A 16271-nucleotide genomic window follows, 5' to 3' on the forward strand; every position below is an offset into this window, starting at 1 on the left:
TTCCCGAGAAATAAGTATAGATATCGCTCAATTTCGTCATATTATACAGATCTTATCGCCAATACGGACAGGCGTTGGCACTTGTACTTTTCGGTTCACCTATATTATTGTTCAATTATCTTCGCAATTTCTATCCCCATATTATATAACATATCTTGATCTTCTTTAAGCTGTTCCTCTAGTTGAACAGTTGTATGTTCCAAACTGCTTATTGTCTCATTAATGTGATCTATCGAGTTATTAATTTTGGAATGAGTGGACCATGCAGAAAATATATCATCGAATATATAATCTGCGAATGTAACAAAACTATCTCTTTCAACAGATAAGTTCTCGGCATTTATTTGTTGGATATCTAACAGTTCTGTTTGAAAATTTTGTAAAGAACGCTGCGCAGCATGAATAGCATTTTCTGATTCATCCAGTTTACTATGCTTTAATGAGGTTGCAATTAGTCCCCCACCTAAAAAAGTGTCCCAAGTAGAGTAATCCTTTGCGCCTTCTAGTGACTTTAGGGCTCTTCTTAAGGCAATCTTAGCCTCATGCCCCGCAGATATTGCTTCTGTTATTTCACGGCTACTTGATGCAAGAAATGTCTTTTGATCATATAACTCGTCGAGACGAGCTGCCTCCACCTGCTTGTTCCCGTATATCCATCCCTCTTTTTCTTTCATTAACGTTTCCCATTCCATATCAATAGATTTCCAGCGCGCTTGATCTAGCTCTCTTTCAATATCTACTATATCCTGTTCTAAATCTGTCACTGTTTTTTCTATTTCTCTGTACTTCGCTTCTATAGTAGCTAGCTCACTTAATTCCTTTTCTCGGATCTCGTCCTGCTTGCCAGTCCATGTTCGAACTACCTTCAAGATTGAAAACCCGTCAAGATTCTCCACATCTTTCTGTTCCTTTTTTAAACGCGACCAATACGTTTGCTTTTTATGTAATGCGACCTCTAAATGTTCCGTTAGTGTTTGGTGCTTTCTGTTTACCTTATCCCTATTTATAATTTCCGTTTTTAAAACTGCCTGACGTTCTTGTAATTTATCCCACATGTATATCCCCTCCTGCCTCTTATACGAGTTAGTAGGAAATACGTTTCAACTGTCTAAAATATTTTTCAGTAATACAATAGCTGGCGGTATTACTTTTATAGCACTCCGATACAAATTTCTACCCCTCGTTTTAAATCTACATGAGACCAACTCGGAATTTTCCCATGCTGAATTGCTAATTCATGAGATGCTGGTATATGGATGAACCCGCACGGCATGCTTAGATTGTTCAATTTAGCATAATGTAAAGCCTCGTACATGACGTTATTACACAAGTATGTACCAGCTGTGTTCGAAATAGCAGCAGGAAGTCCTTGCTTCGTTAATTCGTCTACCATTAATCGAATAGGTAATGTCGAAAAGTAACCCGGATCTCCGTCTAGCTGTATTGACTCGTCTACTGGTATATGACCATTGTTGTCTGCGGCACCGTCTTTCACATTGATCGCAATGCGTTCTGGTGTAATCTTATAACGCCCACCAGCTAAACCTAAGGATATAACGGCATCTGGTTTTATCTCTTCTATATAACGTAGTAACTGAGCTCCTGCCTTCGTAAAGTCGACCGAGAGAACTCTGCTTGTTACTTCATACTCTCCTATTATCGACTTGTCTAATTCCTCTACAATTTTCTTGGTCGGATTTACTGTAAATGCTAAAAATGGTTCAAATCCAGTCAAAAGTAGTTTTTTCATCCTTCACCTCTCCATTCCTTATCGTGACGCTTTTTAAAATATCGTTTCAATTCATTCTTTCAACTTAGAGTTATTAATAGTTTACCAAAGATAGTGCTATTTGAATTTTCAATTTTCCTTTAATTAAAAAAGCACACAAAAAAGAGATACTCTCGAAAGAGTATCTCTTTTTAACAGTAGTACCTTTACTTAAAATTCCTAAGAATTAAAGTTTTACGATGTTTACTGCTTGTGGTCCACGTTGACCATCTTCAACGTCAAATTCAACTTTTTGACCTTCGTCTAAAGATTTGAATCCGTCGCCTTGGATTGCTGAGAAATGAGCGAATACGTCATTTCCACCTTCAACCTCGATAAATCCAAAACCTTTTTCTGCGTTAAACCATTTTACTGTACCTTGTGTCATGTAAAAAACCTCCATTATGGTGAATAAAAAAATTCACATATTACAAAAAGCTACCGAAGACTCACGATTACTTTTTGTAATATGTGAATTCATTGTTTCTATCTAAGCAATTTAATTATTGTCTTAACTATATAACATAATTAAGCATTTGTCCACTGAAATGATTAATAGTTAGATAATTTTTTTTTTGAAGATAGAATCCCTCTAAATATGGATTATTTAGTAGTCTGATCAAAGGCTATTAATAATATGAATTAATAGGTTGTAATAAAAGTGAAACTTTTCTTATACAGCATCGTAACTAAGGGACGGAAGGAAGTGTATATAACGTGAATTATTTCTTAGTATTTTTGGGAGCAGCCATACCTTGGCTTGAATTAGGACTAGTCATTCCTCTGGGGATTATCTCCGGGTTAAATCCTTTAGCAGTTATTATCGTCGGTTTTATAGGAAATATGGTAACAGTACTTGCCCTTATTATTGGCTACGATAAATTTAAACTATGGCTAGCCAAACGAAATGAAGGAAAAGAGCAAAAAGTATCCAAAAGAAGTGAACGCGCAAAAGCACTTTGGGATAAATACGGTTTACCTGGAATGCTCATGCTTGGACCTATTTTAATCGGTACACATGTTGCCGCGTTTATAGGCATGACACTTGGAGCATCTAAATTTAAAACTACGATATGGTCGACCATTAGTATTGGGGTTTGGGCAATAATATTTGGTGTTGCGACGTCCCTTGGTTTTGACTTTTTTGTACGTGAATAGATAAATAACGAAAACGGCACAATTTAATTATTGTGCCGTTTTCGTTATTTAATCATTATTATTTATTTCATGGAAACATACATATTGATTTTTCCCTTTATTTTTTGCCTCGTACATTGCTGTATCCGCACTTTTTAAAACTTGTTCTATAGTAGTACCGTCTCTTGGATATATACTAATACCAATGCTTGCAGTGACAAGTGTACTAATAGCATTAAACTGGTATTCCCTTCCTATTTCCTCTAATAGTCGCTGAACTATTCTTTCTAGTTCCTGATTATTCATTTGATCGAATAATACTAAAAATTCATCCCCACCATACCGAGCAACCAATCCATTCTTTTCTGCTGCAATAATTTGTACTCTTTGCGAAAGTTCTCTCAATAGTTGATCACCTATTTCATGACCGTATGTATCATTCACCTGTTTAAATCCATCCAGGTCAACAAATAAAATGATTAACTCATTCGTTGAGGCATCCATTCGTCTACTTACCTCTTTCTTAAATGCATAACGGTTAGGTAACCCAGTTAAATGATCATACAACGCTAACTGAATTACTTCATCATGCTTCTCTTCAAGTGAAGAGAGAACCTGATTAATAGTATTTTCAAGCTTGGAAATTTCGTCGTGCTGATTCTTTTTAACATGAATCCTCAAGTTAACATTTCCTTCTGCTTGAATATTATGAAGCTGCTTGGAGAGATTACTGATCCGACTGATTATAAAACGATCTAACAGAAAAATTGTAAGAAGAACAAATATAATTCCTATAATTACTAAAGAAACTGCAATGTTATTAACTGTATTCTTTTTCTCCATATAGAAGCTTCTATCCATATTAAAGCTTATCCCCAATAATGACTGTTCTTTGTAGTCTTTTAGTAAAATCGAACCTTGCATTTGATCGGCGCCTGTGACTTCAATACCAATCCGTCCCTGCGTTTTTTCATTGTCCTGCACTTCATGAAACGTCAAATCAAACGACAACTCTTTTCCGATTCGGTTAATAGTACGTTCATCTAGATATTTCCCAATGATTAAAGTACCTACAGAAGGTCCATCTCCATTGCTTTGATAGATGGATTCAAATGATGCCAGTGAGAATCCATTCTTGCTCATTACAAGCAATTCTTCACTAGTATTTTCTACACTTTTAATAGCAGGTAGAAATTCTTCATAAAAATCATTCTGCAGAGGTACTATTTTTTTGTTATCTAAGTCATAGCCTACTTGCAATTTAGGGTTTTTTTCACTATCTATATAGATTATGTAGTTAATGTTCAGGTTAGCGAATGTCTCAGGTTCTAAGTTTCGTTCGATATATAGAGGATTTTGATCCACCATAAAATCATACGTATCATCCCAAATGGACCAATCTCTATTTATTTTCCCTAAATTATGTAATGTTGATTGGATATTGTTCTCTATTCTCTTTACTTCACCTATGGCAGTATCCCTATCTAAATCATTAGATTCTTTTAAAAGTACTGGTCTTAAAAATGACAAAAAGAGTGTCACTAATAGAATCATTGTAATACTGACTACAACAACAGCTTTTTGTTTTAGTTTCATGTTTTTCCCCCGCATTATCTCTCTATTAAGGAAGCATTATACACACTCATACATACCCCAATAAACCTATGTCAAACATTTTTTAAGAGGACTTATATATCACATATACTTTAAAATAATAACCCTTTAGTCTCTATAGATGAGATTTCACCTTAAATTAAATAGGTGTATAGAATCACTTTAATGAAAGAATCTATCAAGCGTGGTTTAGGTGAAATAACATTGTACGTTTTGAATATACATATAAAAATAGCCGCAGTGTATAAACTGCGACTTAATATTTCTATTCTTTTAATGGAACATATCCTACTTTTTCCACAAGTGCTTGCCCCTGCTCCGATAACACCCACTCGATTAGCGGCTTTACATTTGGATTTTCCGTTCCTGCTGTAACAATATAGAACTCTGATGTAATGGGATAAGTATTTGCTCGTATATTTTCTTTCGTCGGTGCCACTCCATCTACTTCTAGTAGTTTAATCTCATCATTGTCGACCATTTCGGTGGAATAAAATCGAAATGTAAAGCCAATTGCATTCTTATAGTTTCTATATTGGGACACCTCATTTATGATACCACCCATTCCTGTAACTATATCCTTTGAAGGTGGCTGCATAAGCGGCATTCCCTTCATAAGTGACTGAAGCGCAGATTGAGAGCCACTGTCTTCTGGTCGTTGAAAAGCCCGTATTTCATCATTGTTTCCCCCTAATTGTTTCCAGTTGGTGACCTTTCCCATATATATATCTGTAATTTGTTCTACAGTAAGGTTATTTACAGGATTTTTTTGATTGACAAAAAAGACAAATGCTTCTCGACCAATAGGAATCATCTGTAGCTCAAGTCCTTTTTTCGCTGCAGTTTCCTTTTGAGCTGTAGATGGTGCTGCAGCAAAAATCATATCTACCGTACCATCAAATAGGTTCTCATAGGCATACTGTGTAGTGCTCACCATTACTTCACTATCGTAGGAAGGATACACCTTTTCTGGATATGTCGCTTCTGCAATGGCCGCATATAACGGATAAAGTGCAGTTGCCCCGTCTAATATTGGTAAATCATCAGTTAGCTGAAGTGTCACTTTCTCCTCTAACTTAGTAACCTTACCAAATTGTGAAAAGGGTTCGTACTTACTTATATCCACCTCTGCATCTACTGTAGGTATTAAGTGAGTATACGCATCTTTTATAGGAGTAATGGCGCTGACTAATATGGCTGCTCCTGCGATAGAACCAAAAATAACTTTCCGCTTTTTTGTTTGAAAAAGATGAAGTAAATTAAACACAAACAGTAGATATAGCACCAATCCAACAGTTATAAGCAATGCAATATAATCGATTTTCCCCATAAGCAGTAGAAACAACGCACCGAAGCCTTCAAAGAACACCAATACGATTAATGCAAAAATGGAAACCAATACTGTCGCAAATTTAGACTCTACTTTCATCCCATTTCCCCCATTATTATTCTTTTTTAGTTAGTTCATTTAAGCGAATTTTTGCTTCCTCTTCATCAAACGAACTAAACCATCGATAATTTTTATCATCTAAAATACGATAATGCTGACTAATAACGTTTTGTTGCAATCGGAAATCTCCCTTTGAAATAATCTCTTTCCACCATACACGTCCACCCATTGATTTATCCTTCGGACGATTTATGCCGTCATGCGCTATTGTTTCAATCACTTCTAATGGATCATCCCCTAAAACCGACCGCAATATCTCACTATCATGAAACAATGCACATACTGCAATTACACTAGTCCATCCTGCTAGTACTCTCTCTTTCTCTATTTGGACAAGCGTTTTCTTAGAGATACCTATAATGCTCGCCATTTTTTCTTGTGAATAACCTTTTTCTAGTCGAACCATTCGAATCCGCAAGGAAATAAGCTGTGTTACATATTCTTTATCCATATATGGCTCCTCTAAAATGAATTTTCACTCTATTTAGTGTAATTTTACACTAAATGTATCTTAATAGCCAATAGTTATTAGGTTTTTTCTTTTTAATATAGGGAATGTGATAAGTGAAAATTACTCTTGTAATTACGCTAGTTTTATCGTTTAATAAGCTAGTTGTTAAAAATTTTGTAAAGGAATGTGATAAATGAACAAGTTTACGGGAGGAATAGCATTATCTTTGGTAATCGCTATGTCATTGGGGGCCTGTGCGCCTAAAGAAGAGTCGACAGAAGTAAAAAAAGAGGTTACACCTGAAAAGGATTTAATCAGTGTAAATGAAGATTATCTATCAGCTGTCGACGTCGACTATGCCTTTGGATTCACGAAGAGCTTAGAAGAATTTAAAACAAATGAAAAACTTGGTTATCGGACTGCTGGATCAGAGGCAGAGCTGAAAACTGGAGAAAAAATTGCGGACGAAATGAAGAAAATTGGACTTACTGAAGTGACAAAGGATGAATTCACCTTAGACACATGGGAATTTGAAAAAGCGGACCTAACATTCGTAGATGAAAATGGCAAAGAGCATTTGGCTGTTTTAGGAGCATACCAAGTGAATTTTGATACGAATGGTGTAAAGGATCTTGAAATTGTCTACGGTGGTAAAGGGACTGCTGATGATTTAGCAAATCTAGATGTCGAAGGTAAGCTAGTTTTAGTTGACATAAACCAACGCGAGGAATGGTGGATAAACTATCCTGCCTACCAAGCACATTTAAAAGGAGCTGCGGCAGTAATTGCAGTTCAGGAAGCAGGTTATGCGGAAGCCGATGAAGATGCACTTAACGCTCAGGATGTCTGTGGACCGGATGATGCTCCTGCATTTTCTATGTCTCAAACGGATGCAAATCAGCTGAAGAAGGCTTTAGAATCTAGTGAGAATGGTACGATGACTGTAAAATTCGATGCTAAGTCTACGGTCAAAATGGATGGAAAGTCTTATAATTATTACGGGAAAATTATCGGAAAAGACCCGGAATCATATATTATTTTATCTGCTCACTATGATTCTTACTTTACAGGATTCCAAGATGACCATGCAGCAATCGGGTTAATGATGGGTGTCGCTAAAGGGTTAGTAGACAGTGGCTATCAACCAGAAAAAACAATTATTTTCAACGCACTCGCTGCAGAAGAATGGGGAGTTTCTAACTCTCGCTATGACTGGTCAACCGGGGCTTATAACCAAATATTCAATATTCATCCGGAGTGGGTAGGAAAAGCTTTTGCCAATATGAACTTTGAGCTTCCAGCCTATGAGCACACAACACAAGATGAAATTCGTTCTGTCTATGAATTGAATAGTTATTTAACGGATTTTGCTAAGAATGTACCAACTGTAGATGGTGTCTATAAGGATGGAATTTCTGTCGTTTCACCACTGCGTACATGGTCAGATGATTTTTCATTTGGAATTGCTGGGGTTCCAGCCCTTCGTAATGATTTCCAAGACAGTGATTTCATGCGTACCCATTATCATTCACAATTTGATAATGAGGACACATATAACGCAGAAGCATTCAAATTCCATTTAAATCTATACGGTTTACTTTCCATGCATTACGATCAAACAGCAGTCGTTCCACTAGACTTCACAACCCGTTTGACGGCAATGAAAAAAGTAATTGACACAGATACTTTTGGACAAGCTGAAGTTTCTTCCGACCAATTAGTTGCGGAGATTGACAAAGCTATTGCACTTGCAGAAGAAGTAAATGCAAAGGTCGCTAAAGTAAATGATGATTATTTTACTGCTTTAACTGAGGAAGATACCGAGGCAACACAAAAGTTATATGAGGAAAGCCGTGATTTGAATAGCGGTCTACTCGCTGCATTCAAACACGCTGAAGATCAATTCGTTCGTTTAACATGGGAAGATGCACAAATATTCCCACACGAACATGCACAAAATAATATTACTAATCTTATACTCGCTATCGAAGCTTTAGAGAAAGGCGATATAACTACTGCAGTGGATGAATACCTATGGGCTATCGACAATAATTGGTATGCCTACGACTTTGATAAAGAGGTATTCAATTACTTTACAAACTATGTGCTAGAAGCGCCTAAAGAAAAACTGATGTGGGGTGAAGGCAGAATAGTCGATCACGAAAACCTATTCGATCCGATTAACTCATTGATCGAAAAAAGTGAGCAACAAGATGCCGACATATCCGCTGAACTAGCAACATTGAATGAAGTACTAGAAAGACAAAAATTATTATTGAAAACAACTACAGATGAAGAAACAAAAGCTGTACAAGAACTAGGCAAACAGCTTGAAGCATTAAAATAATTATAAAAAAGGCTATCAGAGAGTTCGTGTGAACTCTTTAGATAGCCTTTCCTTTTTTCTATTTATAATAGTAAAGAACGAATCACTCTCCCATCCAAGTACGCCTGTATATCTTCCACCGCTTCTTCGTAGTATGTAGTGTAGTTTTTCTCTGTCACATATCCTAAATGTGGAGTAGCTAATACATTCGGCATTGTTCGGAAAGGATGGTCTTGAGGTAATGGCTCGAGGTCGAATACATCTAATCCTGCTCCGGCAATCCAATTTTCATGGAGCGCTTGTATAATTGCTTGCTCGTCAATTATAGCTGCTCGAGATGTATTGATTAAATAAGCAGAGCTTTTCATAAGCTTTAAGTCCTTCTTACTAATAAGTCCTCTAGTTCTGTCGCTTAATACGAGATGAATAGAAATGTAATCACTTGTCTCTAACAACTCTTCTTTTGAATTTGCCAATTGAACACCTAGCTTATCTGTTTGCTCCTTCGTTAAGTTTTGACTCCAGGCGATGACTTCCATTCCAAAGGCTTTTGCTATAGTTGCCATTCGCCCTCCTATTTTACCGAGCCCAAGGAGACCTAAACGCTTCCCGTATAAATCTGTCCCAACTGTACTCTGCCATAATCCATTGCTACGAAGTTCAGCGTTTTCTTTTACAATATGACGTGCCAAGTTTAGTATTAAAGCCCATGTTAACTCAGTTGGTGGCTCAGAAGAGCTCGCAGTTCCACACACAGCGACTCCATGCGCAGAAGCAGCCTCAAGGTCAATCGATGCATTTCTCATTCCAGTAGTAATCAGTAATTTAAGCTTAGGTAACTTTTTGAAGAGTGTTGCTCCAAAAGGTGTACGCTCACGCATAATAATTACTATCTCCGCATCACGAATGGAATCTACTAATTCATCTTCATCATTAAAGTGCTGAGAAAATGATACAACGTCGACCTTCTCTGTAATACTTGACCAATCTGCACTTTTTAACGCAACTTGCTGATAATCATCTAGAATAGCACAGCTTATCCTCATACTAATTTCCCCCTATCTCAAATAGTCCACAACAATTTGCACTAAAAGCAATATAGTTACTACACGTAATAATGGCTTCACATGCTTTGTCTTTAATTTTCGCGCAAGTCGAAGTCCAAGCTGCGCTCCAAGTATCGCCCCTAGCATTAGGGCAAATGTAACCGGCCACATTATTTTACCAGTAGAAATATACGTAATGGATGCTCCAAAGCAACTAGAAAACACACCAATTCGAGCAAGTCCTACTGCACGTATATAGGCAATTTTTTCACTCGCATATAAATATAGCGCTAATGTGCTGCTCCCTGGACCGAACATGCCGTCGTACATACCAATTCCCAACAAAGCTGGAGCTGTTTTTTTGTTTAGTTGAAAGATTTCCATGCCGCCAAAATTCCCTTTACCCATAAAGGAAGTAATAAAGGCAAAGCTCAATAAAATAATAGCAATTATCGTCAGTACCTCACCACTTAGAAAAGATGCTATCAGCCCTCCTATTATTCCTCCTCCTAAACAAAATACCAATACGGAAAGTGCTTCCTTACCCGTTACCTCTTTTTTAGTGAAGATTACTAGAAAACTTGAAAGCGAGCTAACTGTATTAGAGACTTTATTTGCCCCAATGGCTGAATGCACAGGCAGACCCATTAATAACATCATTGGTAAACTTATAAGCCCACCGCCTCCAACTAATGTGCCCACTACATTTCCTACAATTCCTATGATGAAAAAGATTAAAAACTCCATTTAACTGCCTTCTTTCAAAATCCGCTTCTGTCTATTTAGCTTACATCGACTCATATCATAAGTAAATTCGATAGTTATTATCGTTTTACATAGGAAAAACTTATCATTCTTGGAAGGTTTAATTGTTCTCTTAAGGGAACTAGTAATACATGGAGGGATTATGATGAAAAAGTGGATTCTAGTTATTTCCCTAGTTTTATATGGTTGCGCAGAGGAAACTGAAAAATCACCTACCCAGGGTCCCATTGCAGAAAAGATCGCAACTAATTTGAATATCCCCTGGTCTATCAATTTACAGGACAATACATTTTATATATCAGAAAGGGTCGGAACGATTGCACGTATACAAAATGACCATGTTGTACATGAGCCCGTTCAACTTTCGGATAGTCTTTCCTCTGTATCTGAAGCAGGACTACTCGGCTTTGCGCTGAAACCTGACTTCCCTGAAACTGGTGAAGCTTATGCTTACTATACGTATGACATGAATGGAAAACCCTTTAACAAAATCGTGACTATTCAACGCCAAGATGGGCAGTGGCAGGAAATTGCCATTCATTTGGACGGCATTGAGACCGGCAATATACATCACGGTGGGCGTTTAGAAATTGGTCCAGACGGGTCTTTATATGTAACTGTCGGAGACGCTGGAAACCCAATTAATGCGCAGGATCCAGCTTCACTAAATGGGAAAATTCTTCGTATGAAAGATAATGGTGCTTTTGAAATATTCTCTATGGGGCACCGCAATCCACAAGGTCTCGCTTGGAATGCGGCGGGAACACTATATGAAGCGGAACATGGTCAGTCAGCAAATGATGAAATCAATTTGGTTGAACAAGGCAAAAACTACGGCTATCCAATCATTGAAGGAGAGGAAACGGAAGAAGGACTTGAATCACCTATTATCACTACTGGCAGCAAGGAAACCTGGGCACCTTCAGGCATTACCTTTCACCAAGGAAAATTATATGTAGCGACTCTCCGCGGTGAATCTATTAAAATACTGAATGTGGAAACTGGCGAGGTGGAACAATCGATTACCGGGTTCGGACGAGTACGAGACGTATTCTCTGATGGGGAATCACTCTATTTCATCACCAATAACACGGATGGCCGAGGAACACCCAGTGAAGATGATGATGTACTATATAGACTAAAATAACAGGTATGATCGAGCGATGTTTGCACGTGATCGATCGATGTTTGGAAGGCATCGATCGATTTCCCCGTGGGATTGATCGATTTTCCTTCTACATCAATCAATTATCACACGTCATTGATCGATTCTAAACAAATCCTTTTTGACATAGCAATTTGAATACCAGATCTCCCATTAAAACGTCTGCCCTCATCGAGAAAACCTGATTTTATATACACAGCCTGTGCAGCAATGTTTGCTTCATTCACTCCTAGAACGATTCTGTTTACATGTTGAAAACGCTTCGCCACAAAAGATTGAAGCAGTATCATTGATGCTTGCGCAATTCCCTTCCCCTGATAATCTGGATGAATGGAATATCCCCTTAGTAAAATACTCTCTTCAATATCTGTGTAATGAAATTTATCCTCACCGGTATCTAGTACGAAAAATCCAGCAACTTGATCATCTTCCGTTATAATAATGGGAGTATACGATGCATTTATATTAGCTCGCTCTAGCAATTCTAATGGATGTCCCGTAAATGAAAGTTGCTCCACAGATAGCGGATAATTTTCTAATGGTTTTCTATAAACGTCATTATACATAGTTAGATTTATCATGATTATCACCCCTTTAGATTAGAATATCACAGGAGGAGGTTTTACCAAATGAAAATAGCAATAATAGGCGGGGGTATTGGAGGGCTCTGTGCTGCCGTAACCTTACAAAAACAAGGTTTTTCTGTTCAGGTATATGAAGCTAGTCCAACTTTTCAACCTGTCGGCGCTGGTATTGGAATAGGCTCTAATGCTTTGCAAGCACTGATGGAAATTGGTGTTGGGGAAGAGATATTTTCGAATGGTCATGCTCTTCATCAACAGGTATTTCTAGATACCTATGGGAATACACTCAATACGATAGATCTTACCGTACTAAAAGAGCTTTATGGACGAGAGAATATTACCATTCACCGAGCTGATTTACATGAGATTTTTCTGAAAGCACTTAAACCAGATACACTTCATTTCAATAAAAAGTACATATCTGTCGAGCAAAATGATAATCAAGTAACTGTCTATTTCGAAGACGGTACAACTGTGACCGCAAATTTACTCATAGCTGCCGATGGTATTCATTCATCTATACGGCAACAACTACTACCTGGCTCTGTTACTCGATACGCAGGCTACACATGTTGGAGAGGAATAACAGAGAACAATGGAAGAGTTGATGAATACACATCTTCGGAATATTGGGCAACACAAGGAAGATTTGGGATGGCCCCGATGAAAAATGGGTTGATATATTGGTTCGCCTGTATTAATACAACGGCTAGAAATCCACAATTTCAAAAGCTCACTGCTCCGGAAATCGGTGATATATTTGACCATCTTCCAAAAGTTGTACACAACATAATTACAACTACACCTCTCGAGAGAATTCTTCACCATGACTTATCTGATATTAAACCACTGCGGCAATTTGTTTTTGGAAGAGTAGTTCTTCTTGGAGATGCTGCTCATGCCACTACACCCAATATGGGACAAGGAGCAGGACAGGCTATTGAGGATGCCATCGTTTTAGGTAACGGCTTCAAACAATTTGAACATGTGGATAAGGTGTTAGCATTTTATGAAGAAAAGCGAGTTGCACGAACTGCCAAAGTAATTAGGCTTTCTCGTCAAATTGGAGAAATCGCTCAAATCCAATCTCGCCCAATTGCCAGTGTTCGAGACTTTTTATTCCCTTTTATCCCTTCTAAACTTTTAATGAGACAATTGAAATTCTTATTTGATGTAAAACTAAAATAAAGTGCTCGAGTAGCAAGCACTTTATCTTTAGTTAATACATTTGAAGCCCCAATGGATCCACGACCTCTATATGCTTTGGGACTTTTAAGTGAATATACGTGAAACCTCTTACCATCCTAATCTCCATCGTATCCGTTTGCTGAAATACGTTTAACTCATTAGATAACTGATCGAATGTAAACTCTTGCTCTACAGGCTCATGTATAACTAACTCATTTCCCTTCCATTCTGCTTCATGAAGGGGAATCTTATCTTCTATTTTTAATCCATATAAATTTATATGAGACCGGTATACCTTTCCTTCAATCTTTTGAGCAGTAGAGTCTATCCATTCCACTACCACTTTTGTAGAATATGAGTCATTTCCTATATATCCTAGAGTTAATGTATTCCCACTTAGTTCATGAGTCCATTCTTCTTTAAGAAACTTCTGACTCAATTTGCTCTCTTCTTGTTTTAGTAACTTTGCTTCAAATACTTCGTTTTCTGTTTGTAATTGCTGTAATTGTTCTTCGGATAATTGTTCTACTTTCGGTTCCTTTGGTAGTATTTCATATACAACTCCAACACCGATTAATAAACTGAAGTAGATAATTATCACAATTTTATTTAGACGTAGACTCCCTTTATATTTTACTTTCTTCGTTATATAAAGAACTATAAGTATTCCAATGACTACAGGTATTAATCCAATAAAGAATATCATCCAAGTATTACTCATACTCTAACCCCCAAACGGTTAGAAATTGCAGTGGATGTCGCAAAGATCAATATCGCTATACCAAAAGTTTTTGCAATCAATATTAGCAATGAACTGTTCTCTACAAAAATGATTTCTGATATCCTTATCCAAGTCCCTGTCAGCAACAACATAATAATAATTACTAATGCACCAAAGAACAGTAGCTTATGCTTTTGAAACAAAGTGCCAGCTATATATCCTAACGAGCTGAACATCCATAAGAAAATAATCATCGCTAGAATAGTTAATAAAGAATTCATAGGATTATCTAGAATAGTAGGACCTTCTACAAACTCATTAGTACTATTAAACGTTAAAAAGATACGCATTAGATAAACTGAAAAGTAAGTAGTCACCCCTGCATAACAACTAAAAATCAATAAAACGATACAATTAGCTATATTGCTACTTAGACGAGTAGCTACAAACGAAAAGTCATCATAGCGGTATGCTCTCGTTGTAATTAGATTACCAACTGAAATAGCTAATAATGAGACAAAAATGAATCCTGAATCGATTGATGATATATTCAAATTAATAGATATATTATTAATGGAAGTTCCACTACTTGACCACCCAGTAGCAAAAAGTATCCCTAACACCTGTAAAATAATTAGTGAGTAGATCAATCCGCTATAAGCACTTAGCTTAAACTTTACCTGAGATAGTACTACACTCGTTAGGCTACTGTTACTTAAAAACATCATCGATTCCTCCTTTGCTCTCACTCGTCATGTACATGCATACCTCACTGGCAGTTAACATCTGAATGTTGGCACCTTCTAAGCGAGCTCTTTCCAGCTCCGAATTTTTTTTAACCACTGCATATTGCTTTTGCTCATCAACTCTTTTTGAATGAAGAACTTCTTCCCCTGCTGTCCATTTTTCCACATCTGCAACTGGTCCCTGAATAGCTACCGCATATTCCTTCACTTCATCTAAGTCTGCATGAAGAACAACTTCCCCTTTATGAATCAATAATATATCCTCTAGTAAATGCTCTATTTCTGATAAATGGTGACTAGATATTAAAATAGAGCGAGGATATGCAATATAATCCTTTAGTAAAGCTCTATAAAAGTCTGTCCGGACCGCTTCATCCATTCCGTTTGTTGGCTCATCAAACATCGTTAACTCACAATGTGTAGACAATCCGAAAATCATATTAAACGTAGCTCTTGAACCTTTGGATAACTTAGAATGCTGTTGCTTGGAATCCAGTTTAAAGTATTGAAATAACCGTTTGGCAAGTTGTGTATCCCACTTTTTATAAAAAGCTGGCGCACTTCGCAATATCTCTTCTAAGGTAAGTGAGTCTGGAAAAGTCATTTGATCATCCACTAAAATACTGTTTGCAGAAACCAGTAAATTATTATAAGGGTTTTTTCCAAATACATTTACTTCACCAGATTTATGCTTAGTTAAGCCTGCTAATATTTTGAGCAAAGTTGTCTTCCCCGCACCATTACGACCAATAAGTCCTGTAATTTTTTGATCTGTCAGTTGAAAAGTAATATCTTCTAAAGCATTAGTTCTTCGATAACCCTTGCTTACCTTTTGACAATCTATCACATTCACTGGATCTCCTCCTCACATTTATGGATGAGTTGTATTAATTCCGCTTTTGTTACTGATAACCTTTTCGCTTCTAAAACAATGTCTGTTACCATTTTCGTAAGTGTTTCATTTCTCCGTTTTTCCAGAATCATCATTTTGGCCTCTGGTGCTACGAACATCCCAAGTCCCCTCTTCTTATATAATGTCATTTCCTCTACAAGTATCGTTAGTCCCTTAGCAGCTGTAGCTGGATTTATATTGAAAAGCTCTGCCAACTGATACTGAGAGTATACTTTTTCGTTAGCCGTAAAACGCTCTGCAATAATTTCATTCTCCAACCATTCTGCAATTTGCACATATATTGGCTTACTGCTGTCGTTACTTAATATCACCTGAGGTTAATCTCCTCTCTCCTAAAAATCAGTACATTAGTGTTGTAATGTAGTATATAATATTAACTGTCAATTGTCTAGTTATA

The 16271-nt window shown here is 37.1% G+C and carries 17 protein-coding genes; 4 read left to right on the forward strand and 13 right to left on the reverse strand.

From position 1 onward, the window contains the following. Nucleotides 1-104: 104 nt before the first annotated feature. From MHI47_RS16885 to MHI47_RS16895, 3 genes are all read right to left on the reverse strand, one after another. Entirely contained in the window at nt 105-1055 is a 951-nt protein-coding gene (locus MHI47_RS16885) for a hypothetical protein (RefSeq protein ID WP_340831589.1), read from the reverse strand. A gap of 95 nt (nt 1056-1150) precedes the next feature. Further along, nucleotides 1151-1750, reverse strand: a complete 600-nt coding sequence (gene pcp / locus MHI47_RS16890) for a pyroglutamyl-peptidase I (protein WP_340831590.1) — start codon at nt 1748-1750, stop codon at nt 1151-1153. A gap of 205 nt (nt 1751-1955) precedes the next feature. Further along, nucleotides 1956-2156: a cold-shock protein gene (locus MHI47_RS16895; RefSeq protein WP_090568691.1), complete on the reverse strand. Its 201-nt coding sequence runs from the start codon at nt 2154-2156 to the stop codon at nt 1956-1958. Nucleotides 2157-2485: 329 nt separating this feature from the next. On the opposite strand from MHI47_RS16895, the gene MHI47_RS16900 reads away from it, so the two are divergent. Further along, nucleotides 2486-2926: a small multi-drug export protein gene (locus MHI47_RS16900; RefSeq protein ID WP_340831591.1), complete on the forward strand. Its 441-nt coding sequence runs from the start codon at nt 2486-2488 to the stop codon at nt 2924-2926. A 48-nt stretch (nt 2927-2974) separates the two neighbouring features. Here MHI47_RS16900 and MHI47_RS16905 read toward each other — a convergent pair whose 3' ends face one another. The 3 genes from MHI47_RS16905 to MHI47_RS16915 form a co-directional block, all read right to left on the reverse strand. Beyond that, nucleotides 2975-4501 carry a sensor domain-containing diguanylate cyclase gene (locus tag MHI47_RS16905; RefSeq protein WP_340831593.1) on the reverse strand — a complete coding sequence of 509 codons (1527 nt, stop codon included), beginning with the start codon at nt 4499-4501 and terminating at the stop codon, nt 2975-2977. Between the two features lie 283 nt (nt 4502-4784). Next, complete coding sequence (locus tag MHI47_RS16910) at nt 4785-5948, reverse strand: PstS family phosphate ABC transporter substrate-binding protein (RefSeq protein ID WP_340831595.1); 1164 nt, start codon at nt 5946-5948, stop codon at nt 4785-4787. A gap of 16 nt (nt 5949-5964) precedes the next feature. Next, nucleotides 5965-6420, reverse strand: coding sequence for a helix-turn-helix transcriptional regulator (locus tag MHI47_RS16915; protein ID WP_093538219.1), 456 nt, complete (start codon nt 6418-6420; stop codon nt 5965-5967). 193 nt (nt 6421-6613) lie between these two features. Here MHI47_RS16915 and MHI47_RS16920 point away from each other — a divergent pair, with 193 nt between their 5' ends. Beyond that, nucleotides 6614-8767: a M28 family peptidase gene (locus tag MHI47_RS16920; protein WP_340831596.1), complete on the forward strand. Its 2154-nt coding sequence runs from the start codon at nt 6614-6616 to the stop codon at nt 8765-8767. A 62-nt stretch (nt 8768-8829) separates the two neighbouring features. On the opposite strand, the gene MHI47_RS16925 is transcribed toward MHI47_RS16920, so the two are convergent. Next, nucleotides 8830-9792: a D-2-hydroxyacid dehydrogenase family protein gene (locus MHI47_RS16925; protein ID WP_340831597.1), complete on the reverse strand. Its 963-nt coding sequence runs from the start codon at nt 9790-9792 to the stop codon at nt 8830-8832. A 12-nt stretch (nt 9793-9804) separates the two neighbouring features. Continuing rightward, nucleotides 9805-10539 carry a sulfite exporter TauE/SafE family protein gene (locus tag MHI47_RS16930; RefSeq protein ID WP_340831599.1) on the reverse strand — a complete coding sequence of 245 codons (735 nt, stop codon included), beginning with the start codon at nt 10537-10539 and terminating at the stop codon, nt 9805-9807. 163 nt (nt 10540-10702) lie between these two features. On the opposite strand from MHI47_RS16930, the gene MHI47_RS16935 reads away from it, so the two are divergent. Then, on the forward strand, nt 10703-11704 hold the full coding sequence (locus MHI47_RS16935) for a PQQ-dependent sugar dehydrogenase (protein ID WP_093538215.1): 1002 nt from the start codon (nt 10703-10705) through the stop codon (nt 11702-11704). Nucleotides 11705-11808: 104 nt separating this feature from the next. Here the strand turns inward: MHI47_RS16935 and MHI47_RS16940 are convergent, their stop codons facing one another. Continuing rightward, nucleotides 11809-12303, reverse strand: coding sequence for a GNAT family N-acetyltransferase (locus MHI47_RS16940; RefSeq protein WP_340831602.1), 495 nt, complete (start codon nt 12301-12303; stop codon nt 11809-11811). Nucleotides 12304-12351: 48 nt separating this feature from the next. Here MHI47_RS16940 and MHI47_RS16945 point away from each other — a divergent pair, with 48 nt between their 5' ends. Beyond that, nucleotides 12352-13494 carry an FAD-dependent monooxygenase gene (locus MHI47_RS16945; RefSeq protein ID WP_340831603.1) on the forward strand — a complete coding sequence of 381 codons (1143 nt, stop codon included), beginning with the start codon at nt 12352-12354 and terminating at the stop codon, nt 13492-13494. 31 nt (nt 13495-13525) lie between these two features. Here MHI47_RS16945 and MHI47_RS16950 read toward each other — a convergent pair whose 3' ends face one another. The 4 genes from MHI47_RS16950 to MHI47_RS16965 are packed head-to-tail and all read right to left on the reverse strand — an operon-like array spanning nt 13526 to nt 16185. Next, entirely contained in the window at nt 13526-14215 is a 690-nt protein-coding gene (locus tag MHI47_RS16950; RefSeq protein ID WP_340831604.1) for a hypothetical protein, read from the reverse strand. After that, nucleotides 14212-14943: a hypothetical protein gene (locus MHI47_RS16955; RefSeq protein ID WP_340831605.1), complete on the reverse strand. Its 732-nt coding sequence runs from the start codon at nt 14941-14943 to the stop codon at nt 14212-14214. Before MHI47_RS16955 ends, MHI47_RS16950 begins: the two co-directional genes overlap by 4 nt. Beyond that, nucleotides 14927-15814 (reverse strand): ABC transporter ATP-binding protein, encoded by an 888-nt coding sequence (locus tag MHI47_RS16960; RefSeq protein WP_340831606.1) that lies wholly within the window; start codon nt 15812-15814, stop codon nt 14927-14929. The genes MHI47_RS16955 and MHI47_RS16960 overlap by 17 nt, the downstream gene beginning before the upstream one ends. Next, entirely contained in the window at nt 15811-16185 is a 375-nt protein-coding gene (locus MHI47_RS16965) for a GntR family transcriptional regulator (protein ID WP_093538209.1), read from the reverse strand. Before MHI47_RS16965 ends, MHI47_RS16960 begins: the two co-directional genes overlap by 4 nt. Between the last annotated feature and the right edge of the window lie 86 nt (nt 16186-16271).

This window comes from Psychrobacillus sp. FSL H8-0487, assembly GCF_038008385.1.
Lineage (GTDB): Bacteria > Bacillota > Bacilli > Bacillales_A > Planococcaceae > Psychrobacillus > Psychrobacillus psychrotolerans.

Coding starts and splice junctions, on each gene's coding strand:
- MHI47_RS16885 (WP_340831589.1), bottom strand. CDS start 1,055: ATGTGGGATAAATTACAAGAACGTCAGGCAGTTTTAAAAACGGAAATT.
- pcp (WP_340831590.1), bottom strand. CDS start 1,750: ATGAAAAAACTACTTTTGACTGGATTTGAACCATTTTTAGCATTTACA.
- MHI47_RS16895 (WP_090568691.1), bottom strand. CDS start 2,156: ATGACACAAGGTACAGTAAAATGGTTTAACGCAGAAAAAGGTTTTGGA.
- MHI47_RS16905 (WP_340831593.1), bottom strand. CDS start 4,501: ATGAAACTAAAACAAAAAGCTGTTGTTGTAGTCAGTATTACAATGATT.
- MHI47_RS16910 (WP_340831595.1), bottom strand. CDS start 5,948: ATGAAAGTAGAGTCTAAATTTGCGACAGTATTGGTTTCCATTTTTGCA.
- MHI47_RS16915 (WP_093538219.1), bottom strand. CDS start 6,420: ATGGATAAAGAATATGTAACACAGCTTATTTCCTTGCGGATTCGAATG.
- MHI47_RS16920 (WP_340831596.1), top strand. CDS start 6,614: ATGAACAAGTTTACGGGAGGAATAGCATTATCTTTGGTAATCGCTATG.
- MHI47_RS16925 (WP_340831597.1), bottom strand. CDS start 9,792: ATGAGGATAAGCTGTGCTATTCTAGATGATTATCAGCAAGTTGCGTTA.
- MHI47_RS16930 (WP_340831599.1), bottom strand. CDS start 10,539: ATGGAGTTTTTAATCTTTTTCATCATAGGAATTGTAGGAAATGTAGTG.
- MHI47_RS16935 (WP_093538215.1), top strand. CDS start 10,703: ATGAAAAAGTGGATTCTAGTTATTTCCCTAGTTTTATATGGTTGCGCA.
- MHI47_RS16940 (WP_340831602.1), bottom strand. CDS start 12,303: ATGATAAATCTAACTATGTATAATGACGTTTATAGAAAACCATTAGAA.
- MHI47_RS16945 (WP_340831603.1), top strand. CDS start 12,352: ATGAAAATAGCAATAATAGGCGGGGGTATTGGAGGGCTCTGTGCTGCC.
- MHI47_RS16950 (WP_340831604.1), bottom strand. CDS start 14,215: ATGAGTAATACTTGGATGATATTCTTTATTGGATTAATACCTGTAGTC.
- MHI47_RS16955 (WP_340831605.1), bottom strand. CDS start 14,943: ATGATGTTTTTAAGTAACAGTAGCCTAACGAGTGTAGTACTATCTCAG.